This window comes from Paenibacillus sp. FSL R7-277 (assembly GCF_000517965.1).
GTDB lineage: Bacteria > Bacillota > Bacilli > Paenibacillales > Paenibacillaceae > Paenibacillus_AQ > Paenibacillus_AQ silagei.
Genome location: NZ_ASPX01000037.1, coordinates 18,658 through 41,716, shown reverse-complemented (window position 1 = coordinate 41,716; position 23,059 = coordinate 18,658). Strand labels below are relative to the sequence as shown.

The following is a 23,059-nucleotide window of genomic DNA, read 5'->3' as shown; positions in this document are numbered from 1 at the left end:
AGGGAACGTTAAGTGGATTTAGGGCATCTAATTTTCTCAATATGTCCTATATGTTTATTTTCAGGTTATATAAGTGTTGTTGTTCCAACTGTTGCCGGATATTCGTAGATTTACTGGTGAACAGTTGTCCTTTTTCCACTTATTTCATTGTAGCCACCAGTTAGCCCACGTGTCCTCTGATACATTTCCGCGCTCAAGCCCGTCTTACTAATATGAGGAGATGATCTGGCTGTGAGATTGAGATGGAATCGCAGAGTGTTAGGAATCTTAGCCGCCTCGACCCTGGTGATTGCCGCCGGAATAATGGTGGTTGTGCAACTGAACAACAACTACGGTGTACTGGGTCTGGTTGCCCAGCTTCAGAGCTTCCGGGTGACGGTAGACAATCAATCGGACTTTGAGCTGAGTATTCAGGAGACAGGAGTGGTAACCGGCGCAGCAGCGGAGGCGTCAGCAGACGAAGTTGGCAAGATACTCAAAAGCGGAAAAACATTAAAAATTAAGCCCCGGCTGACCTTAAGCGGTGAAGGCGGAATTTATCTGAAGTATTCAGACCCGAGAGAACCGGACGTTCCCAAAACCATCGGAGTATGCTCCTACACCGAAACTTTATCCGGATATTCCAAGGTAATAATCACGAATGACAAGGTGACGGTTAAAGAGAATTGCAGCTAATCTATGGAGGCTGACTGCTATTTTGGCAGCTTGGTCTCCAAATATCCCCTTTAATTTCCCTCTGCGCATTTACAATCCAGATATTTGCAGATTTCCAGTAACATTTGTAACTGACGAGCTTCCAATATATTGATAAAAATATTATGTAAGCGCAGTCTATTTGATGAACTGGGGGAATATTTGTGAAAAAAGTTACTAAGTTAATGCTCGTGGCCGGCATCTCGTTGGCACTTGTCGGGGTAGGGAACAGCGGCGCTCTGAACAATGTCACTTCGGCAGCGAGTGCACCGCTTAAGGTAGGCCGGGTGGAAGCGGCTGCCCATGGCACCAAATGCTTCACCGTAGCGGTTGCTGTAGTCCAGAATGGCGTAATCGTTGCGGCTTCGCTGGATGATTATCAGTTCCTGGGCACCGATGTAGCCACTGGCGTACCGAACTCGGACAAGGATTTTGGAAAGAATTACAAAGACCCTAATATGGTGCTGGCCTCCAAGAAGGCCAACGCCAAATACTACAGTGAGCACATGACGGAAGAAGCCAAATCGACAGTAGCCTATGACAAGAACCTGGCGGCTATCGAGAAATTCGCAACAGGCAAAACTATAAAATCCCTTGAAGCTACACTGACTAACAAAAGCAAAGAGCAAGTTGTTGACGCTGTAAGCGGTGCAACTCTGGTGGATACTCAAGGTTACCTGAAGGCCATTCTAAGTGCGGCCAAAGCTGCAAAATAAACAGCTGTTCCATCATTTAAACGATGTTAACCCCTTCATGGCTGCGGCTGTGGAGGGGTTTTGCTATGCTGTTTCCATTTGTCGACAGACCGGCTCCGCTGTTCAAGAGAGTGGCACCCCTGCAATTATGGGTATAACAGTAATAAGTACAAATACATCAGCATGCGCGAGTATTCATAACTGGGGGGAAGGCCATGAAATGGCAGGGTAGAAGAGGCAGTTCCAATGTGGAAGACCGCAGAGGCCGCGGCGGCGGAGGCGGGGGCAAGCTGATTGGCGGCGGAATCAGCGGGATTGTGATTATAGTGATTGTTACGCTGCTGAGCGGAGGGAATATCGGCGATATTATGGGGAATTTGACTTCAACGGGTTCGGGCACGAACTCAAGCGTCCCTTATGAACAGAGCGCCCAGGAGAAGGAGTTATCCGAGTTCGTATCCGTGGTGCTGGCCGATACCGAGGATGTCTGGTCCGATATCTTCAAGGAGCAGGGGATGACTTATCAGGACCCGACGCTTGTGCTCTACAGCGGCAGCGTGAACTCTGCCTGCGGAACCGCGAGCTCGGCCGTCGGCCCGTTCTATTGCCCGGGGGATGCCAACCTGTATATCGACCTCAGTTTCTATGATGAGCTGCAGCAGCAGTTCAAGGCGCCGGGTGACTTCGCCATGGCGTATGTGATTGCCCACGAGGTGGGTCATCATGTGCAGACGCTGCTGGGCGCTTCCGAGCAGCTGAATTCAGAGCGCCAGCGTCTCAGCGAGACTGAATTCAACAAGGTTCAGGTCCGCTTCGAGCTGCAGGCCGATTATTATGCCGGGGTATGGGCCCATCATGCCCAGGGGATGAATCTGCTGGAGGAAGGAGACCTCGAAGAGGCGCTGACTGCTGCGAGCGCGGTGGGTGATGATACGATCCAGAAGCGGGCGCAGGGATATGTGGTGCCGGACAGCTTCACACACGGAACGTCCGAACAACGCAAGCGCTGGTTCTACAAGGGTTTTAACTCCGGCACGATTGCCGGTGGAGATACCTTTAAGGCTGCTGAACTGTAGCCGCCGGCATTCCGAAATAGGAACACTAAGAGCCGCCCATCCGCTTGACGGAGAGCGGCTCTTGTTCTTATTTGGGATATTATTATGAGGGCCCCTCCCACGCAGTTCCCCTGCGCGGAACATGTGCTTACGGCTGCACATCATTCCGGTAAGACAGACGGTTGCGGCCAAGCTTCTTGGACTCCAGCAGGAGCTGGTCGGCGTAGACATACCCTTTTTCCATAGAGGTCTTCTGATCCGGGTCTGCCTTATAGTAAAAGAGTCCGAAGGATGCCGAATAGGGCACGCGGATGATCTGCTCCTCGAATTCTGCACTTACGGTGTGACCGTGAAGGCTGTCCAGAATCTCCTGAATCTGCGTTCTGCACTCCTCGAAGGTCTTGCCCCTTAGGAAGAGCGTGAACTCTTCCCCGCCGCTGCGGAACAGAACATCCTGTTCCTGCAGATGCTTCTGCAGCGTCTTGGCAAAATGAACAATGACCCGGTCACCAACGGCGTGGTTGTAGCTGTCATTGATTTTTTTGAACCGGTCGATATCCGCCACTACAATCCCGATGTACTCCCCGCCCTGGTTCAGCTCCTTCATCATCTTGTCCATATGCGCCCGGTTATAGGTTCCGGTCAGGAAGTCGCGGTAAGCCATCTGCTCGAATTTGTCGCGTTCATACTTGTGCTGGGCACTCTGCGACTTGGAATAGAACGAGATACTGACTACATAGTTGAGCAGGAACAGGGCGATCAGCATCTCCCATTTCTCCATTTGCAGCAGCCGCAGCAGCAGAGCATTACTAAGAGCCACCTTGCTGAAATCCAGCAGATTCCGGCTTCGGAACAGTAGGTTCCTCGCTTCCCGGCGTGTCTTGATATCTCCCGACAAGGCAAAGGTCAGCACCAGGAAGGTGGAGGACAGCAGGGTGGTAACGCAGACCACGAGCAGGAACAACAGCCAGTATCCGAGAAGAAGCTTGTCCGCCAGGGGAGAGAGCGCCGTATACAGATAGTACGCAGCAGAGCCGCCCAGTGTGAACGAACCGATATTGTAGAAGGTATCCAGGAACTCTCCGGGATCGGCGGTTTTTGTTTTCTTTTTATAGAAATATACGATGAACCGGTATACAGTCTCGAACAGGAGCGTGCCGAGCGGACCGGCAAAAATCCCGAAGGAGGAGGTATAGCTGATGGCATAATCGATTGTTGAGTTCCCGCTCCGGGTCACAATCCGCAATTGGAAGTAGATGCTGGAGAAGATAGTGTATAGCAGTAATGCTTTTATATAGGTAGCGTCCAGGACTACAGCATGCGCGGGAATGAAGGCTATAGCCAGGGATGCGACAAATAGAAAAAGGTCAAATACCCTCGCTTTTGACATGTCGGAAATTTCCTTTCAGGATTTATACCGATTATACCCGAAAAGATGATTCTTGATTAAAAGATATTTTTGAAATTTGCAGGGAATGATCATATATCCCTTTCCGCCTGCCCGCAGCCTACATATACTATTCTGATTAGGGTGGAGCAGACTGCTCCTGTACCTAAATACATCTATAGCCGGGGAGAGGAATGCATGAAGATATTGCTGGTCACCTACTGGGGCCTCACCAATATGGGCGGAATTTGGACGTATATGAAGCAGCTGGCCGACAAGCTGGGCGAGCAGGGCCATTCCGTTACACTGATGGGCAGCCATGTGGAGAACAATACATTGTATTTGCTCAACCGGACGGAGTCTTTTGATAAAAAAGCCTTCTATTCGCTGCTGCTGCCCCAGCTTGATATCGGCCGGTTCCCCTCGCTGCATCTGGAGCATGGCATCTTCAGCTTTGAGCTGGGGCGTTACGTATTCGAGGGCGGCGCCGCTGTGCTGGGGCTGGAGGAATATGATGTCATTCATGCCCAGGACCCTATAGCCACATATGCACTGCGGCGGATCATGCGCCGTCCTGTTCCGCTGGTCGCAAGTGTTCATGGGGCATTGACCAAGGAGACCTACTATGAGTACAAAGGACTTGAGCCCGGACTGACCCGGGAGGCCTATGAGCAGCGGCCGATCTGGAGCTACTTCCGCAGGCTTGAGACACTGGGTGCCCAGGCGGCTGACCAGATTCTGGTCTCTTCGGAGTGGATCGGACAGCTTACGCAGAGCCTGGGGGTCAGCCCGGACCGTATTCATACCTTGCCGTACGGGTTGGACCTGCATCAATATGCAGCCAGGGCCGCAGAGACGCCACCGCTTCAATTTGCAGAAGGAATCCCTGTAATCATGTATGCCGGACGTCTTGAATATATTAAAGGCGTCCATGTGCTGATAGAGGCGCTAGGCATTCTGGAGCAGCGCTGTCAGCGGTGGATCTGTGCGGTGGCCGGAATCGGCAGCCTCCTGGAGGAGCTCATGGAGCAGGCCCGCCTGCTGGGTATCGCCGGGAAGGTCCATTTCACCGGGAAATTGAACAATATTCCGGCTGCACTCCGGGCTGCCGACATCTATGTGCAGCCCTCACTCCAGGATACGCAGCCTTTCTCGGTTACAGAAGCGCAGCTTGCCGGGATCGCGCCGATTGTCGCCGGAACCGCAGGCATGCCGGAGATGGTCCGGCAGGGAGAGACGGGCTGGATTGTTCCTCCCGGAGATGCCGCTCAGCTCGCCCTGCAGATGGAGCAGCTGCTGGGGGATGAGGGGCTGAGAAGACGCACCGGCCTCCAGGCTAAGCACTGGGCAGAGCAGACCCGTTCGCTGGATGTCATGGCTGCGGGTACGCTGCATGTATACCAGAGAGCGGTCAATCTGCGGGCGGGCCGGCCGGGAATTCCGGATCACCTCCGGTTTGGGGAAGAACCGGGCGCGGGTGCGCTGCCGGCAGCTTTTCATCCGGCAGATGTGCTTAACGAGGGTGATCCGGGGAATCCGCTTGCCGTAACGATGCGTGTCAAGCTTCCGCAGCACTACTCTATTCCTGATGCACGTACGGCCCTTCCTCCCCTGGGATAGGCGCTGTCCGCAATTGAAGCGGCAAAGTTGTCATGCCTGCCTGATTGAAGCATATACATGAGGGGAGTAACATTTTGGGCTTATACTCTGGGCTTGTCTCAGGGATAGATTATGCCAAGAAGGAGGACATTTCCCGTGTTTGACCAGTCCCATGGCTTGCGGTTTGATATTTATGAACGCATTCACCTTTCGGAAGAGCTTCCGGGAATAGCAGAGCTGGAGGAAGTCGAGCTGGTTCCCGACATCCAGGTCATCCAGCGGGAGGACCGGGCCGAGCTGCACGGACAACTGCTGCTCACCGGACTCTACCGGGGGGAGGATGACCTTACACAGCGTCTGGAGCATGCAATACCTGTTGAAATCACTGTTCCGCTGACCCGGGTCAGCTCACTTGATGACATAGGGGTGGAGATCGAGAATTTCGATATTGATCTGCTGACGATGCGAACCGTCAACATTACCGGAGTGCTCTCGCTACGCGGAATCGGAAGTGCAGATGTACAGCCGGCCTGGCAGCAGGAGGAATACACGGTAGCGTATTCGCCGGAGGCAGGAGACAGCAGGGCGGCTGAGGAGATAATCCGCAATCCGGAGAATGATACCCTGTATGAGAATTCGCTCTGGACCTATGGCGAAGGGACTGCAGAGGGCTCTGCGGAAGATCAGAACTCCGCTGCTCCGGCTGAGACAGCGCTGTACGCGGAAGATACTTCTTACAGCCAGCCCGCGGCCTATCTCTCCACACCCCTGAAGGACAAGGAACCCAGAGTAAGGACCCATAGCCTGGATACGGCTTCTTCGGCAGGCAGCAAGCCGGCGGCTGATAAGGCCTCCGCTCACTTCCTCACCTCCAGAGAGAAGACGGCACCAGCGGCTGTGAACGGCTCGGTTCAGGAGGACACCACGCTTCAGACAGGCACCGCCGCCTTGAATACTGTGGATCATTGGGGCAATGCGAAGCTTCATGCCGTGTCGCAGCCGGAGCCGGTGCTTACCTCCGCTGCCAACGATGCTGCTGCGCTGTTTGCCGGGAACGAAGGAGGGGAGGCGGCAGAGGAGATCCAGGCCACAGACAATGAAGTCTTCCTGTCTGCGGAATCTTTGTCTCCCCAGGAGGAGAAGCAAGATCTCAAGGTTGCCCTTGGCAGCAAAAAAGAACCGGGAGCCGCCGAGCAGGAGCCGCTCACCTTCTCCTCGCTGCTCAGCGCAAGCCGCGCCAACAGAGAGCAGGAGGAGCTGCTCTCGGGCAATATAGACTCTGTAGCGCAGGCTGTTCCTGAGGCAGGCAATGATACAGCGTGGAAGAGCCGTTTCATCGGCGGGATGGGCGGGACAGAGCTGTTCCGCAAGGTACGGCTCTGCATCGTGCAGCGGGAAGAGACGCTGGATACCATAGCCGAGAAATACCAGCTAAGCACCCGGGAGCTGACTATGTATAACCGGCTGTCCGGTCAGATTGTAGAAGAGGGACAGGTATTATACATTCCTTGAGATTGACGCTGTGCGGAGAATTCAGGCTTAACAGGAACAGCCCTTGCCTTACGTATGGGGCTGTTCCTGTTTCTTTGTGAAATCCGCTTCTGGTTTACAAACCGTTCAGCCGGGGGTAATAGTCACTACCGGCCTACATACATTACACATTCAGGCAGCTATGCGCTGGTACACTACTTCTGGAAGGATGATATATCACATGAAGAGAAAAGTGGCAGCCACTGCGGCCGCACTAAGCTTGACGCTCACAGTCTCGGCCGGTGTCTACGCCGCCAGTAATCTGCAGGAGATCAAGGCGCTCCTGAACAACAAAATCGGGATCGTCGTGAACGGCCAGGCGTACACGCCCAAAGACGGCAACGGCAAAACCCTCGCCCCGATTACCTATAACGGCATCACTTATCTGCCTGTACGCTCCATCGGCGAAGCGCTGAACACTGCTGTTACTTACGATGCTGCAACCAGCCGGGTCATCATCGGTGATGCTGCAGCTCCGGCTGTCTCCTCCGGCGGCTCGTCCACTGGAACACCAGCAGATTCTGTGAAGCGGCCGAAGAGCCTGCCGGCGGATTTCCCGCTTCCGGCGGACGCGAAGATATTTGATCTGATCGAAGGCTCGGCGACCGGTAAGCCGTCCGCAACCTTCAGCTACCGTACGAAGCAGAGCCTGGAGACGCTCGGCAATACGTACAAGGACTATTTTGTGCAAAAAGGAGCTACCTCCAAGTCTGAGGAAGTCTCCGCCTCAGCCTTCTCGATTATTGATGCCGGAAGCACATTCTCTGTTACGCTGGATGGCGCTCCCGGAACGGGCAGCCATCAGGGCTTCAATGTGGTTCAAGTGATCTGGAGCGGGGAGTAGGCATCAATGTACGTCTGCTGCGCGCCCATTGTGTATATGCTGGTTGACTAGGGATAACACTGAATGTATTATTGAACTAAGTAATAACTAGCATAAAGACTGGGAACGGGAAGAGTAGGCGGTCAGCCCTTCAGAGAGCGGGATTATCATTGGTGTGAATTCCCGCAGGATGCAGCCCCCGAAGTCGCCCCGGAGTTGCCCTTCTGAGCTTGTCTTCATCATGAAGACGGGTTAGGATGCGGCCGGTTGCAGCCGTTACCCTGCATGAGTGTCGCGCTAAGCTTCAGGAACCTGTAAGGGAACTTAAGGCAGTGGTTTATTTTTTATTGGCGCGAAACAAAGGTGGTACCGCGAAAGAATGGCCTTTCGTCCTTTGAGACGAAGGGCCTTTTTGTATTCTCAGAAACCGCTAGCTACTCAATACATTTAACAGTGGAGGGTTCACAATGGCTGATAACAACAATGCAGCAGCAGAGCTGCCGAACGGGCAGGAAGCGGCAGAAGCTACCGCTTCAGCTAATCACAAGCAGAGCGACATGCCGACTACATATGATCCGGGAGCGGCAGAGAAGAAATGGTATGCGTACTGGATGGAGAAGGGCTTCTTCGAAGCCGGCAAGCGGCCGGATGCGGAGCCTTACAGCATCGTGATTCCGCCGCCGAATGTAACAGGAATGCTGCATATCGGACATGCGCTGGATTTCACGCTTCAGGATGTGCTGATCCGCACCAAGCGGATGCAGGGGTATGATACCCTGTGGCTGCCGGGTACAGACCATGCAGGGATTGCTACACAGACCAAGGTAGAGCAGAAGCTGCGCCAGCAGGGAATCTCCCGCCATGATCTGGGACGCGAGAAGTTCCTGGAGCAGGTGTGGGCCTGGAAAGACCAGTATGCAGAGACAATTCATGACCAGTGGGCTAAGATGGGCCTGTCCCTCGATTACTCCCGCGAACGCTTTACCTTTGATGATGGAATGAAGAAGGCGGTAAGCAAGGTATTTGTGGAGCTGTACCAGAAGGGCCTGATCTATCGCGGCAAGCGGATTATTAACTGGGACCCGGCTGCCCGTACAGCGCTGTCGGATATCGAGGTTGAATACAAGGAAGTGAACGGGCATCTGTACCATCTGCGTTATCCGCTGAAGGATGGCAGCGGCCATATCACGGTGGCTACCACGCGGCCCGAGACGATGCTGGGCGATACAGCGGTAGCGGTACATCCGGAGGATGAGCGCTATAAGGATCTGATCGGTAAGACGCTGATTCTGCCGGTTACCTTACGTGAGATTCCGGTTATTGCCGATGAATACGTAGATAAGGATTTCGGCAGCGGTGCAGTTAAGATTACACCGGCGCATGATCCGAACGACTTCGAGATGGGAGTCCGCCATAACCTTCCGCAGATCAACGTAATGGATGAAGGCGGAGTGATGAATGAGGAAGCGGGCGCTTACCAGGGAATGGACCGCAGCGACTGCCGTAAGGCCATCGTAGCCGACCTGAAGGAGCAAGGCGTGCTGATCTCCATTGAGGATCATGTACACCAGGTTGGGCACAGTGAGCGTTCCGGGGCCGTAGTAGAGCCTTATCTGTCCACCCAGTGGTTCGTCAAAATGCAGCCGCTGGCAGAAGCAGCCATCGCTGCACAGAAGGACGGTGACGGGGTCCACTTCGTGCCGGACCGCTTCGAGAAGACGTACCTGAACTGGATCGAGAATGTCCGCGACTGGTGTATCTCCCGCCAACTGTGGTGGGGCCACCGTATTCCGGCCTGGTACTCTGAATCCACCGGGGAGCTTGTAGTTGCACATGATGAAGAAGAAGCACGCCGCATCAGCGGGCTGTCCGACCTGAAGCAGGATGAGGATGTTCTGGATACCTGGTTCAGCTCGAACCTCTGGCCGTTCGCTACCTTAGGCTGGCCTGATCAGGACAGCAGCGACTATCAGCGTTACTATCCGAACAATGTACTGGTTACCGGCTACGATATCATCTACTTCTGGGTAGCGCGCATGATTTTCTCAGCCATGGAATTCACTGGCCAGAAGCCGTTCTCCGATGTGCTGATGCACGGACTCGTACGCGATGCCGAAGGACGCAAGATGTCCAAGTCTCTGGGCAACGGTATTGATCCGCTGGATGTTATCGAGCAGTACGGCGCTGACGCCATGCGCTATATGATTACTACCGGCAGTACAGCGGGCCAGGATCTGCGGTTCCGTATGGAAAAGGTAGAGCAGGCGCGTAATTTTGCCAACAAGATCTGGAATGCCTCCCGGTTCGCGCTGATGAATCTGGAAGGCGTAGCCTTTGAAGATATTGACATTACAGGTGAGCTTGGCACAGCGGACCGCTGGATTCTGCACCGCCTGAACGAAACTTCCCGCGATATTACGCGTCTAATTGACTCGTACGAGTTCGGCGAGACCGGGCGCCTGCTCTACAACTTCATCTGGGATGATCTGTGTGACTGGTATATCGAATTCGCCAAGCTCTCGCTATACGGAGCGGACGCAGCTGCCAAGGCCAAGACTCAGTCTGTTCTGGCTTACGTGCTGGACCGCACACTGCGGCTGATTCACCCGTTCATGCCGTTCATTACGGAGGAGATCTGGCAGCATCTGCCGCATCAGGGCGAATCCATCACCTTGGCCGAGTGGCCGAAGTACGATGCGGCGCTTGAGAATCCGCAGGCAGTATCAGAGATGAACCTGCTGATGGATATTATCCGGGCCGTTCGCGGTATCCGTGCGGAAGTGAATGCGCCAATGAGCAAGAAGGTCGAGCTGATTATCAAGGCCGGCAGCCAGGACACCCTGGACATTATTTCCCGCAACGACAATTACATCGGGCGCTTCTGCAACACCTCTTCCTTCGAAGTAGGCCTTGCGCCGCAGACGCCGGATAAAATGATGTCCGCCGTGGTTACCGGAGCGGAGCTGCTTCTGCCGCTGTCCGGTCTGATTGATATCGATCAGGAGATTATTCGTCTCGAAAAAGAAGTTCAGACCCTGAACAGCGAAGTGGAGCGTGTGGAGAAGAAGCTCAGTAATCAGGGCTTTGTGGCCAAAGCTCCGGCGAAAGTCATCGAAGAGGAACGGGCGAAGCAGGCGGATTATTCCGACAGACGCGAGAAGGTGCTGGCCCGTATTGCAGAACTGAGAGGATAACAGACATGGAAGAGATCACCCGGAGCGGCGCTGCCGCTCCCTTAAGTTCTTATACAGAAGCCGTTGACTGGATCAACAGCCTGATTCCTTTTGGAATCCGGCCGGGTCTGGAGCGGATAGAGCTGCTAATGGAGAAGCTCGGACATCCGCACCGGAAGCTTAAGTTCATTCATGTGGCGGGGACCAACGGCAAGGGCTCGACCTGCGCCTTTTTGACCTCGGCCCTTATTCAGAGCGGATATTCGGTGGGGACCTTCACCTCTCCTTATATCACGAAGTTCACGAACCGGTTCCAGTACAACGGGACGGATATTCCTGAGGAGACGCTGCTTGCGCTTGCCAATCAGCTGCGTCCGCTGGCCCAGGAGATTGCGGGCACTGAGCTGGGTTCACCGACCATGTTCGAGGTGGCGACGGCGCTCGCGATTCTCTATTACGGCGAAGTCTGTTATCCCGATGTAGTCGTATGGGAGACGGGGCTTGGGGGAAGGCTGGATGTAACGAATATCGTTACTCCGGTTGTGTCGGTCATTACCAATGTGGGACATGACCATACCGATGTGCTGGGAGATACGCTTACGCTGATTGCCGGCGAGAAAGCCGGGATTATTAAGCCGGGCGTTCCTGTAGTCAGCTGTGTGAGCCAGCCCGAGGCTGTAGCTGTATTGAAGGCCAAGGCGGCGGCTACCCGTTCGACACTCTATTTAGCGGGAGAAGATTTCAGCTATAGTAATGTTGAGCAGAGAGACGGCTGCCAGCACTTTACCTTCAATGGGCCATTCCGCGGGCTTGAGCTGGATATTGCTATGAAAGGCGAGCACCAGCTGGAGAATGCGGCCGGGGCCATGATGACGCTTGAGGTGCTGCGGCAGTATATGGCCTTCATGCTGGAGGACGAGGATGTGCTGGAGGGCTTCCGGGGCACATTCTGGGCCGGAAGACTGGAGGAAGTGAGCGTCTCGCCCAGAATTATTCTGGACGGCGCGCACAATCCGGAAGGGGCTGAGAGCCTTGCGAAGAGCCTTCCGCAGTTCCAGCCTTACGGTAAATTAAATTTGCTCATGGGGATGCTGGCAAATAAGCATCACGAGTCGTATCTCAAGCATATACTGCCTATAGTGGATACGCTCATCCTGACCGAACCGGATTTCCGTAAGAAAATGGACGCGGAAGATCTGCAGGCGATCGCAGAAAGTCTGCGGAGTAAATATGCCAAGGAAAACTTGGAAATCATAGTAGAACGTAATTGGGGCCAAGCGCTGCAGAAGCTGCAGACGATCACAGCGGACGATGACCTTGCAGTTGTGTCCGGAACGCTGTATTTGATTTCTGATGTGCGCAGTACGCTATTACGGCAACCCGATTCTGAAAAAGGCTGGTGACGAACTGTTGGATACTACTGAACGTGTGCATTTTATAGGGATCGGCGGCTATGGTATGAGCGCGATTGCCCGGGTGATGCTGGAGATGGGATATACAGTTACAGGCTCTGACGTAGCTGCCCAGGAGTTAACGGAGAAATTGATTGCCAAAGGTGCCAAGGTCTTCATCGGGCATACGGCGGAGCAGGTAAAAGGCGCGGATCTGGTCGTCTATTCCACGGCGCTTGCCGCGGATAATGTGGAATGGGTGGAAGCGGAGCGTTTGAAAATTCCGATTCTGCACCGCTCGCAGATGCTGGCCCGGCTGCTGAATGAACGCAAGGGCGTTGCGGTGGCCGGAGCGCACGGCAAGACTACCACCTCTTCCATGATTGCTCTGGTGATGGAAGACTGCGGCGTGGACCCTACCTACATTATCGGCGGGGAGATTATGAATGTCGGCACGAATGCCAAAGCGGGACAAGGGGAATTCGTCGTGGCAGAAGCCGATGAGAGTGACGGCTCGTTCCTGCAATACCATCCTTGGCTGGGAATCGTTACGAACATAGAAGCTGACCATCTGGAGAACTACGGGGGCGACTTCGGCAAGCTGAAGGATGCTTATGTTCAGTTCATGAATCAGCTGCGCGAGGACGGGACAGCTATCGTATGTGCGGATGATGAGAATCTGAAATCCCTGCTGCCTAAGGTAAAAGGTACAGTGATCAGCTATGGGATCGAATCAGAGACGGCTGATTATACAGCGACTGATATTGTTCTCGGCGACCGGCAGGTATCCTATACGATGAACCATGGAACTGAGGTGTTAGGCCGGATTGAGCTCTCTATTCCGGGACAATACAATCTGTATAACTCTATGGCGGCAGTGATTTCCTGCCTGAAATCGGGCATTGCCTTTGAAGCCATTGCGGCTGCGATTGTGAAGTTCCATGGCGCCAAACGGCGCTTCCAGGTGCTGGGCGAGGTTGACGAGATTCTCGTCATTGATGATTACGCGCATCATCCCACAGAGATTCAGGCTACGATCAGCGCCGCCAAGGCAACCGGCAAACGCATTATCGCCGTGTTCCAGCCGCAGCGCTACACGCGTACCTTCTTCCTGCTGGATGCGTTCAGCCGTGCGTTCAGCGAGGCGGACGAAGTGATTATTACCGATATCTACTCCCCTGCGGGTGAGAAGCAGATTGAGGGCGTCACCTCCGCCAAGCTGGTAGAGCTGATCGTACAGAACAGCAACGCCGGTGCGCGGCATCTGCCGACGAAGGAAGCTGTGCTGGCAGATCTGCAGAACCGGATCGCTCCCGGTGATCTGGTCATCACCATGGGTGCAGGCGATATCTGGAAGGTCGGTTATGCGCTGGCAGACAGCCTGAAGAACCGGTAAGATAGCATCGCATTGATTACAGAAACGGCTCTACATTCCTTTAATAGGGAGTGTAGGGCCGTTTTTTGCATACGAAGTTACTATATTCTCCATAGAATCGCAGGATTGAGCGCCAGCTCGGCAGCGGGGAAGGAACTGCGTGGTCAAGCACCCGAACTTGGGTAATAGATCCTAGATGTCCCGGGCAGTCCAGGGCGAATTGATCATTGGAGAGTAGGAGAAGAGGCCATGAAGGAACCGTTGCTATTCATTTCCGCAGAGAATCCATATCCGCAGGATAGCGGGGGCAAGCTGAGAACAGGCAATATTCTGAAGCTTCTGCAGGGCAAATATGAGGTGGAGCTCATCACCTATGCCAATCCCCGGAAGACAGGGACGCCGGAGGAACTTCCGTCACTTACAGTGTATGAAGTAGAGCGTACGGTCAGCTACCGCAGAGCGCTTCTTCGTTCCCTCTATACCTGGCGGAACTGCTCGTATATGAGCCATGTCGATGTGGACATGAAGGCGAAGATTATGGAGCTCTGCAGCCGGAATTCCTACGGTCATGTATTTATTTCGCACAGCCTGCTGGGCTGCTGCATCGACATTGTACAGCGCTGCTTGCCTGACATTGTGATCATTACCGATGCGCATAATTTCGAGAGCGGACTGTCTGCACAGCTGGCAGGCGGTAAAAAGGGGATCGCCAAGGTCTACTATTTCCTTAATGCTATATGGACGCGCAGGGATGAGCTGAAGCTGATGGACAAGACCCATCTGCTGCTGACTACTTCGGAAGAGGATGCTCTGGCCTTCAAGGCACTGGCTCCAAGCCGGTCGCAGAAGGTTCATGTCATTCCCAATTTCATACGCATGGAGGATTACCGGACCAAGACGTTGCTGTCCAAGGAGCAGTGGATTATTCTACCGGGTAATATGAACTACTTCCCTAACATTAACGCAGCCCTCTACTTCTACCGTGAGGTATATCCTCTGGTTAAGGCGAGGGTACCGGACATTAAGTGGTATATTGTCGGACGGGATGTGCATCCGGAGGTAGCGGCACTGGCCTTGAAGGATTCCTCTATCGTCATCACCGGGTATGTGGACAGTGTGGCGGATTATATACGCAAGGCGCAGGTGGTCGTAGCTCCGCTCCTGGAAGGCAGCGGGACAAGGCTGAAAATTCTGGAAGCCTGGGCGCTGAGGACTCCTGTCGTATCCAGTTCCAAGGGGGCAGAAGGGCTGCTCTATGAGCATTCGCAGAATATTATGATTGCCGATGACCCGGTTTCCTTTGCCGATAGTGTGACACTGCTGCTTCAGGATCATGAAAGAGGAGTAGTGCTTGCGGACCGTGCATACGAGATTCTGCTGGCGAATTATGAGGCGCAAAGTGTCAAGGATAAGCTGCTTCATCTGGTCTGAAGGGATGTGGAAGGTGGAAAAATTATTTTTCCCCATAAATCGACAACCTTCTCAGAGGGATTGCGTTACTATAGATCTACATCGAAAGTTTCACATTTCTGGGCTGGATGTCATCCGGCCTTTTTTGTTTCGTACATATTCATACACATTTACATAGAACCAAGGAGCTATAGCCATGAGAGAGAGAATGCTGTTCCTTTCTGCCCGTAGTCACACACCGGGAGACCGGGAAGGAGACATCAGAACAGAGAATTTCCTTAATATGCTGCTGGAGCGGTTTGATATTGATCTGCTGGAGTATTGCTACCACCGCCGCGAGACGCAGATTCTGCGCAGTCCTGCCCTGACCGTGCATCAGGTGAAGCGGCCTGCGTCCACCCGCAGAAGCCTGCTGTTTCCGCTGAACAGGCTCCGCAAGGATGCCTCGATGATCGGCAATGACAAGTCGCTGCGGGCGGTAATAACCGAGATGTGCAGCCAGCATGCCTACAGCCATGTGTTTGTCTCATATGCCATGCTCGGCAATGGGCTGGATCTGGTCGCCTCGCTGCTTCCCGGGGCTGTTATCGTCACCGACGCCCGCCGTGCCGGTGGCATACGGGTGCAGAGCCGGGCGGCTGGCAAGCGGGGAATAAGTACAGGCTACCGCAAGCTGAATGATGCGCTGATCCGCCGCGAAGAGCGCCGGTTAATGAACAAGACCAGCCTGCTGCTGGCTGCTTCAGAAGATGAGGCGCTGTCCTTTAAGGCGCTATCCTTTGCCGATGCAGGCAAGGTGCATGTTGTTCCGCCGTACATTAATCTGAGTGCCCCCCCTTATGCGGCTGCCGGAGATACTGCCAAGGATAACTCCATCGTTCTGCACTGGAACATGTATTCTACTGACGGCAAGAATGCAGCGCTGCTGTTCTTCAAGAAGGTATATCCGCTGATTCGGGCGGCGGTGCCGGATATCCGCTGCTGCATTATTAGCAGAGAGGTGCACGCAGAGGTCGCAGCTGCCGTCCGGAATGACTCTTCTATTTTAATTATCAGTGAAGCTATACAGACAGCCGATTATATCCGCAGGGCCAGAGCTGTGGTTGCCTCATGCTGCGAGGACTGCGGCGCTCAAAGCAGCATTCTGGAGGCTTGGGCCCTCCGCACGCCTGTGGTCAGCAGCCTGAAGGGCTCGGAGGAGCTGCTCTGCGAGCCGGGACGGAATATCCTGCTGGCAGGAACAACGGCTGACACTGCCGATCATCTGATCAGGCTGCTGACCACGCCGGAGCTTGGCTCCATTATTGCAGATCAGGCCTACCGTACACTGAGCAGGCATTATGCAGCAGACGGCGTGAAGGCGAAGCTGCTTAGTCTGGTGTAAATATATTAAAATAGCATATCTCTCTCGCATCTTTCATATCTTTCAGTATAGAACTGAAGATCGCGAGGTGAGGGTATTGAATAACGGAAGAATGACATTCCGCTTCGACGGGAACCAGGGCAGACAGCGGACAGAGACGGCAGAGCGCCGGGCAGTGAACGAAACCGGTGTGGTTCTGGAGATTAAGGACACTGACAAGGTGCAGCGCGGGGAAATTAAGACATCCTCCTATTCCAAGGCCGATGAATATATTGTGGATCTGGAGAAGGTGGAGTTGCCCCGGCCTGTAGAGGCAGCTTACTTGAAGCCCCCGGGCTCCGGCCGCCGGAAACCGAAAACTCCTGAGGATAACTATGATTTGGGGCTGTATTCTGTTGTCCGTCCTGCTTCTGCAAGGCATCTATGGGAAGAGAGTGAAGATTCGGAGGATCACTCCTTCTATGGAGGGGCAGATGAAGAAGGTCTGCATTCAGCAGATGAGTACTACCCGCTGTATGAAGATAACCGTGAATCCGCTACAGACAGTCATGATCCATCCGGAGTTCAAGGGAATAGCTACGGCGGCTCTTATCATACCCGCCGTCCCTCGTATTGGTGGAAGTTCGCACTGTCCGTCGCTGGAGCGCTGGGAACGGGAATTCTGCTCGGATACGCAGCCCTGTCGTTCATCACAGGAGGGACGGGGGAGACTGCTAAAGCTCCCGGCAATGAAGCGGTTAAGACAGGGATTACTCAGGGGCAAAAGGCGGCAAACAGCGGTAACGCGGCAGACATTACGGGCGTGCCTCCTGAGCAGACGGGAGAAGCGGTGAGCACGCAGATTCCGGTTCAGGTTGCGCCGCAGAGCTATTATCTGCTGCAATATGGCGTCTTCAGTACACCGGCAGGAGCGGAGCAGGCCCGGCAGGAGCTGCTGACCGCCGGCCTTGCCGCAGGTCTTGACCCGGCAGACGGCAACCGTGTGTACGCCGGATTGTCTCCTGACCGTGAGCAGGCCAAGCTGCTCAGCAATGGCCTTAAGGGGCAGGGCATCGAGCTGTACGTGAGAGAAGTGGCCCTGCCAGCGGTGAACCAGGTCCGCTATACCGGAACGGCGGCGGCGGTGGACAGCTACTTCAAGCTTAGCAGCCAGCTGTTAAGCGAGCTCAGCAGCTTGTCTGCTTCCCTGCTTGGCGGGGGGGACAGCGGGAACGCTGGCGGAGCGGTAAGCGATCTCCATATGCAGTGGACCCAGGCAGTCAAGGCACTGGAGCCGGGCCTCACACCTGAAGGGCAGAGAATCGCTGACGGGCTGGAGAAATCCATGAGCCAGGGGATAGCCGCCCTGAACGAATACAATAAGAATAAGGCGGAGGGGCTGCTATGGGAGGTGCAGGAGGCCATGATGAGCTTCCTGACCGGCCAGAAAAGCCTGTTGTCCGCCATGAGCTGACAGCTGAGGCGTAATTAACCGCTGACTATAGGCTAAATAAATGATCCCCCGTACCAGGCGTTTGCCCGGCGGGGGATTGCTGTATTTCCAGACGTAATCCTGCGGTGTGATAAGTTCCGCAGGCTGCTTACGTGGTAAACATTCCCTGGATGGATTTTGAGTTTGTATTGCACTCCGTTTCACCGTATAATAATTAGGGTGTCAAAAAATGGCGAGGGAAGACTTGAATGAAGAAGAAAAATGTAGGAACACTGCTGTTATTTCTTATTCTGGGCTGGCTGGCCGGAGCCTGGATTGCCAAGCTGCTGGAACCTGTACAAGCTCTGTCTTTTCTTACAGCTTCGACTGTTCTCAAGTGGTCGCCGCAAGCCGATTTAGACATCATAACCTATGACATCACAATCCATTTGAAACTGTGCCTGCTCAGTCTTGCCGGGATTATTACAGCCGTGTGGCTGTACCGCAGGCTGTAGCCTTAGCTGGCAGCATCAAGAAGGGACGTTAATTACAGTGGAGCATGACAATTCGCGGCATATTATTCTGGCCTCAGGTTCGCCGCGGCGGCGTGAGCTGTTAGCCTCGCTTGGCCTGCCCTTTGAGGTGCTGTCCAGCGATGCTGATGAGAGTACGCCGCCTGAATGGAGCCCTGAAGCTATTGTACGGAATCTGGCGCTGCGTAAGGCAGAAGCTGTGATTCCTGTTGCAGGAGACCGGGATGCCGTTATTATCGGCAGCGATACGATCGTTGTGCTTGACGAAATGGTGCTCGGCAAGCCGGCGGACGAGCAGGACAGCGCCAGAATGCTGGGCATGCTGCAAGGCCGGACGCATCAGGTATACACCGGGGTGGCCTGCATCGGTTCCGCAGAGGGACGTACCCTGGTAGATCATAGGGTAACCTCTGTAACTATGAGAGCAATGAGCGAAGAGGAAATCTCCGCTTACATAGCGACCGGGGAGCCTGCCGACAAAGCCGGCTCTTACGCGATACAAGGACTGGGCGCCACCCTGGTGGAAGAAATTGAAGGCTGCTATTTTAACGTGGTCGGTCTGCCGCTGTCACTGCTGAGCGGTATGTTGTCCGGGTTTGGCATTTCGGTGCTGAAACGGTAAGGGTAGCCGAAGAAAGAAGGTTAGGGATGGAGTCGCAATCATTTATGCTGCGTGACCTCCCCCATGAAGAACGACCACGAGAGCGCATGATGCATTATGGGGCGGAATCATTAAGTCAAGCGGAGCTTCTGGCTATCCTGCTGCGCACAGGTGCGCACCGTGAATCAGCCCTTCTTATCGCCCAGCGGCTCTTGAGCCATGCAGGCGGTCTCCGCGGACTGGCGGATCTGAGCATTGAAGAATTGACAACAATTAACGGCATCGGCCCTGCCAAGGCCGTGCAACTCAAAGCAGGCATAGAGCTGGGAAGACGTATGGCGAATTCCCGGCTTACTGAACCGGTCATTATCCGCAGTCCCCAGGACGCGGCGGAGATTCTGACTGAGCAGCTGCGTTATTTGCAGAAGGAGCATTTTATCTGTCTGTTCCTGAATACGAAGAATCATGTTATTGCGCAGGAAACATTGTCCATGGGTAGCCTTAATGCCTCCATTGTGCATCCCCGCGAGGTGTTCCGGGCAGCCATGAAATGCAGCAGCGCAGCAATTATATGCGCACATAATCATCCGAGCGGTGATCCTACACCAAGCCCTGAAGACATCTCACTGACTTCCAGGCTGATGCAGGCAGGCGAGATTGTCGGCATTGATGTGCTGGATCATCTGGTGATCGGAGACAGCAGCTACGTAAGTTTGAAAGAGAAAGGCTACATGTAATACAATTGTCTAGATTCACATGGAAAAGGAGCATACAAGATGTTAGGTGGTTTTACGAAAGACTTAGGAATTGACTTGGGGACAGCGAATACGCTTGTCTACGTGCGCGGTAAAGGAATTGTTGTCAGAGAGCCGTCCGTGGTTGCTATTAATACCGATACTAAGACGATAGAAGCAGTAGGGGAATCCGCCAAAAAAATGATCGGACGCACACCGGGCAACATCCGTGCCATCCGTCCAATGAAGGACGGGGTCATCGCTGATTTCGATACTACAGCAACTATGATCAAATATTTCATCCGCCAGGCCCAGAAGCAGCGCTCGATGTTCCAGCGCCATCCGAATGTCATGGTGTGTGTGCCATCCGGAATTACTGCCGTTGAACAGCGTGCGGTAGAGGATGCTACGAAGCAGGCCGGAGCGCGGGAAGCTTACATTATCGAGGAGCCTTTTGCTGCTGCCATCGGTGCAGATCTTCCTGTATGGGAGCCAACCGGAAGTATGGTTGTAGATATCGGCGGCGGAACTACCGAGGTGGCAGTAATCTCACTCGGCGGTATTGTTACCAGCCGTTCTGTACGTGTGGCAGGGGATGATGCAGATGAGTCTATCATCCAATACATCAAGCGCCAGTATAACCTTATGATCGGTGAACGCACCTCCGAGCAGCTCAAGATGGATGTGGGCTCTGCCCTGCCGCTTGAGAAGGCTGAGACGATGGAGATCCGCGGACGCGATCTGGTAACCGGTCTGCCGAAGACGCTGACCATTACCTCCGATGAAATCTGTGAAGCTCTGTCCGATACTGTGAATGCAATTGTTGAAGCCGTGAAGGTTACGCTGGAGAAATGTCCGCCGGAGCTGGCTGCCGATATTATGGACCGCGGCATTGTGCTTACAGGCGGCGGCGCACTTCTGCGCAACCTGGACAAGCTGCTGGCGCGTGAGACCGGAATGCCGGTGATTGTGGCCGAGAATCCGCTGGACTGTGTTGCAATCGGCACAGGCAAGGCGCTGGAGAATATCCACTTGTTCAAGAGCCGCAGCAGTTCGGGCCTCCGCTCCAAACGCTAGGATCATGCGGACTGTGAACGTCAACCCCTGAGGTTGGAGAAATACGGTTATTAGAGGGTGCTCGAGATTGTTCAAGCTGTTTAACAATAAACGACTGTTTATATTGCTGATTACGCTGGTTACGTTTATCGTTCTGATGGGCTTCAGCCTGGGGCAGAGGAAGACCCTGTCCTGGCCGGAGAACTTCCTCAGAGATACGACCGGATTCGTGCAGAAATTGTTCTACAAGCCCGCTGGATACGTAGCGGGCTTCTTCCAAGATATCGGGACTCTGAATGAGCTGGCCGAAGAGAACAAGCAGCTTAAGATTCTGGCTGCGCAGTACGCCCGGGATAAGGCGCAGTTGAATTTTATTAAAGCTGAGAATGAGCGCTACCAAAAGGATCTTAAATTTACGGAAGCCCAAAAAAACATGTATAAATATGAATATCTGATTGCCAATGTTGTCAGTGTAACGACAGAGCCAAGCAATAATACACTTGTCATTGATCTTGGGGAGAAGGATGGCATCCGGCTGAATATGTCTGTAACTTCTATCGAGGGCCTTGTAGGGGTCATCAGTAATGTGAGTAAATTCACCTCTACCGTGAAGCTCATGACAATGATGGATGGCAAGGACCCCAACTCACAGCCTCCTATATCGGCAACTGCTGTGAACAAGGAAGGCAAGACCTTTGGGATGGTTGAGAGCTACGACCAGCAGACCGGAATGCTGCTGATGAACAAAATCCCTGTAGGCGATCCGATTGCCAAGGGTGATATGATTATTTCCTCAGGCGGAGGGGGGATGTATCCCCGTGGAATGCCTATCGGCAAGGTGGAAGAAGTCAAGGTAGGACAGTACGGGTTCACCTCTACAGCGATTATCAAGCCGGCGGCAGAATTCCAGGACTGGAAGGAACTCTTCGTTGTCTATACGGAGGAGCGTGTAGAATAGTGAGGATGCGCAGACCTGTCCTGATACTTTTGTTATTCTTTTTATTTGTTCTGGAAGGCACAGTGCTTCCCTGGCTGATTCCTGACGGCTGGCAGATGCGGATTATTCCTAATCTCGTCTTCATCGTCATTCTGTTCGTAACGGTATACCATCACCGGCATACGGCACTTATTCTGGGCTTGTCGTTCGGCATGCTGCATGATGTAGTCTTCTATGGCCGCATACTGGGTGCTCATTCCTTCGCTATGGGTTTATCTGCGTACCTGATCGGGCTGATATTCCAGATTCCCCGTGCTCCGCTGCCGCTCATGATGACAGTGGTGCTACTGGGCAGCCTGCTAGAGGACAGTATTCTTTTTGCTATCTATAATGTGTTTAATCTAAGCCAGGAGCCATATAATTGGGCACTCTTGCATCATATGCTGCCTACCATGCTCATTCATTTTGCTGCAGGCCTGCTTCTCTACGTTCCGCTCCGGCGCCAGCTGGAGCTGCTGAAGAAAGAGACTATCGATGAGGAGGCTGCCTAAGCTGCAGCAGCATTTTCTTATCACCCAAAGAAGGAGTTTGCCCGGCCCGGCACGAATGAATGAGGATAGGGGGACAGGCATATGACAGTTAAATCCAAGCACGTAAGGATTAAGGGCATCAAGGATGGCCTGGTATTCCTGCTAGACGACAAGTGTCCCTTTGAAGATCTCTTAAGTGAGCTTCGCTACAAGCTGGAGCACAGCCATCAAAATATTCTGACCGGCCCGATTGTGCATGTGGATATTAAGCTGGGCAACCGTGCTGTTACTGAAGAAGATAAAGAGGCGGTACTGGAGATCCTCAAGAGTCAGGGGAATCTGTTAATCCGTTCGGTTGAAGCTATTGAAGATCCTGAAGAGAAGGATACGGAAGCCTTGTTCATGATGAGCGGAATGCTCCGCTCGGGCCAGGTGCTGCATCATGAGGGCAATCTGCTGTTCCTCGGGGATGTGAATCCGGGAGGGACCATTACCTGTTCAGGGGATATCTATATTCTTGGAGCACTCAAAGGGATGGCACACGCCGGAATCAACGGTAATCAGGAGGCCATTATTGCCGCTTCGCTGCTCGCGCCTACCCAGCTCCGGATTGCTGAGATTATCAGCAGGCCTCCGGATGAATGGGGAACCCGGGAGAGCAGCATGGAATTTGCCTACTTATCAGGCGGTGCTATGCAAATCGACAAAATTCATAATATAGTGAAGTTACGTCAGGATTTAAATGTGTTTAAAGGGGTGTAGC

The 23,059-nt window shown here is 53.7% G+C and carries 20 protein-coding genes and 1 other annotated feature; of the genes, 19 read left to right on the top strand and 1 reads right to left on the bottom strand.

Annotation, left to right across the window (positions count from 1 at the left end; genetic code table 11):
- The first annotated feature begins 255 nt into the window (after nt 1-255).
- The 3 genes from C173_RS14450 (at nt 256) to ypfJ (ending at nt 2,464) form a co-directional block, all read left to right on the top strand.
- Nucleotides 256-675 carry a hypothetical protein gene (locus C173_RS14450; protein WP_036725933.1) on the top strand — a complete coding sequence of 140 codons (420 nt, stop codon included), beginning with the start codon at nt 256-258 and terminating at the stop codon, nt 673-675.
- A 182-nt stretch (nt 676-857) separates the two neighbouring features.
- A complete protein-coding gene (locus C173_RS14445) occupies nt 858-1,409 on the top strand; it encodes a hypothetical protein (RefSeq protein WP_036725930.1) in 552 nt (183 codons plus the stop codon).
- A gap of 194 nt (nt 1,410-1,603) precedes the next feature.
- Entirely contained in the window at nt 1,604-2,464 is an 861-nt protein-coding gene (gene ypfJ / locus C173_RS14440) for a KPN_02809 family neutral zinc metallopeptidase (RefSeq protein ID WP_036725929.1), read from the top strand.
- A 127-nt stretch (nt 2,465-2,591) separates the two neighbouring features.
- Here the strand turns inward: ypfJ and C173_RS14435 are convergent, their stop codons facing one another.
- Nucleotides 2,592-3,833, bottom strand: coding sequence for a GGDEF domain-containing protein (locus C173_RS14435; RefSeq protein WP_036725927.1), 1,242 nt, complete (start codon nt 3,831-3,833; stop codon nt 2,592-2,594).
- A 195-nt stretch (nt 3,834-4,028) separates the two neighbouring features.
- On the opposite strand from C173_RS14435, the gene C173_RS14430 reads away from it, so the two are divergent.
- From C173_RS14430 to minC, 16 genes are all read left to right on the top strand, one after another.
- Nucleotides 4,029-5,450 carry a glycosyltransferase family 4 protein gene (locus C173_RS14430; protein ID WP_036725926.1) on the top strand — a complete coding sequence of 474 codons (1,422 nt, stop codon included), beginning with the start codon at nt 4,029-4,031 and terminating at the stop codon, nt 5,448-5,450.
- Between the two features lie 135 nt (nt 5,451-5,585).
- Nucleotides 5,586-6,941, top strand: coding sequence for a LysM peptidoglycan-binding domain-containing protein (locus C173_RS14425; RefSeq protein ID WP_036725924.1), 1,356 nt, complete (start codon nt 5,586-5,588; stop codon nt 6,939-6,941).
- 199 nt (nt 6,942-7,140) lie between these two features.
- Nucleotides 7,141-7,803, top strand: a complete 663-nt coding sequence (locus C173_RS32880; protein ID WP_051478057.1) for a stalk domain-containing protein — start codon at nt 7,141-7,143, stop codon at nt 7,801-7,803.
- A 92-nt stretch (nt 7,804-7,895) separates the two neighbouring features.
- Nucleotides 7,896-8,180: a binding site (T-box leader), on the top strand.
- Nucleotides 8,181-8,339: 159 nt separating this feature from the next.
- Nucleotides 8,340-10,976: a valine--tRNA ligase gene (locus C173_RS14415; protein WP_036726078.1), complete on the top strand. Its 2,637-nt coding sequence runs from the start codon at nt 8,340-8,342 to the stop codon at nt 10,974-10,976.
- Nucleotides 10,977-10,981: 5 nt separating this feature from the next.
- Nucleotides 10,982-12,358, top strand: a complete 1,377-nt coding sequence (locus C173_RS14410; RefSeq protein ID WP_036725923.1) for a bifunctional folylpolyglutamate synthase/dihydrofolate synthase — start codon at nt 10,982-10,984, stop codon at nt 12,356-12,358.
- 7 nt (nt 12,359-12,365) lie between these two features.
- Nucleotides 12,366-13,742, top strand: coding sequence for a UDP-N-acetylmuramate--L-alanine ligase (murC, locus tag C173_RS14405; protein ID WP_036725920.1), 1,377 nt, complete (start codon nt 12,366-12,368; stop codon nt 13,740-13,742).
- A gap of 228 nt (nt 13,743-13,970) precedes the next feature.
- On the top strand, nt 13,971-15,152 hold the full coding sequence (locus tag C173_RS14400) for a glycosyltransferase family 4 protein (protein WP_036725919.1): 1,182 nt from the start codon (nt 13,971-13,973) through the stop codon (nt 15,150-15,152).
- Between the two features lie 175 nt (nt 15,153-15,327).
- Entirely contained in the window at nt 15,328-16,515 is a 1,188-nt protein-coding gene (locus C173_RS14395) for a glycosyltransferase (protein WP_036725917.1), read from the top strand.
- A 91-nt stretch (nt 16,516-16,606) separates the two neighbouring features.
- Nucleotides 16,607-17,947 (top strand): SPOR domain-containing protein, encoded by a 1,341-nt coding sequence (locus C173_RS14390; RefSeq protein WP_235191893.1) that lies wholly within the window; start codon nt 16,607-16,609, stop codon nt 17,945-17,947.
- Between the two features lie 227 nt (nt 17,948-18,174).
- On the top strand, nt 18,175-18,420 hold the full coding sequence (locus C173_RS14385; RefSeq protein WP_036698966.1) for a DUF4321 domain-containing protein: 246 nt from the start codon (nt 18,175-18,177) through the stop codon (nt 18,418-18,420).
- 37 nt (nt 18,421-18,457) lie between these two features.
- Entirely contained in the window at nt 18,458-19,060 is a 603-nt protein-coding gene (locus tag C173_RS14380) for a Maf family protein (RefSeq protein WP_036725915.1), read from the top strand.
- Nucleotides 19,061-19,086: 26 nt separating this feature from the next.
- Nucleotides 19,087-19,776: a RadC family protein gene (radC, locus tag C173_RS14375; RefSeq protein ID WP_036725914.1), complete on the top strand. Its 690-nt coding sequence runs from the start codon at nt 19,087-19,089 to the stop codon at nt 19,774-19,776.
- Nucleotides 19,777-19,815: 39 nt separating this feature from the next.
- Complete coding sequence (locus C173_RS14370) at nt 19,816-20,850, top strand: rod shape-determining protein (protein ID WP_036725912.1); 1,035 nt, start codon at nt 19,816-19,818, stop codon at nt 20,848-20,850.
- Between the two features lie 67 nt (nt 20,851-20,917).
- Nucleotides 20,918-21,787, top strand: a complete 870-nt coding sequence (mreC, locus tag C173_RS14365) for a rod shape-determining protein MreC (protein ID WP_235191892.1) — start codon at nt 20,918-20,920, stop codon at nt 21,785-21,787.
- Entirely contained in the window at nt 21,787-22,317 is a 531-nt protein-coding gene (mreD, locus tag C173_RS14360; RefSeq protein WP_081751172.1) for a rod shape-determining protein MreD, read from the top strand. The genes mreC and mreD overlap by 1 nt, the downstream gene beginning before the upstream one ends.
- Nucleotides 22,318-22,398: 81 nt before the next feature.
- On the top strand, nt 22,399-23,058 hold the full coding sequence (minC, locus tag C173_RS14355; RefSeq protein WP_036698972.1) for a septum site-determining protein MinC: 660 nt from the start codon (nt 22,399-22,401) through the stop codon (nt 23,056-23,058).
- The last annotated feature ends 1 nt before the right edge of the window (nt 23,059 follow it).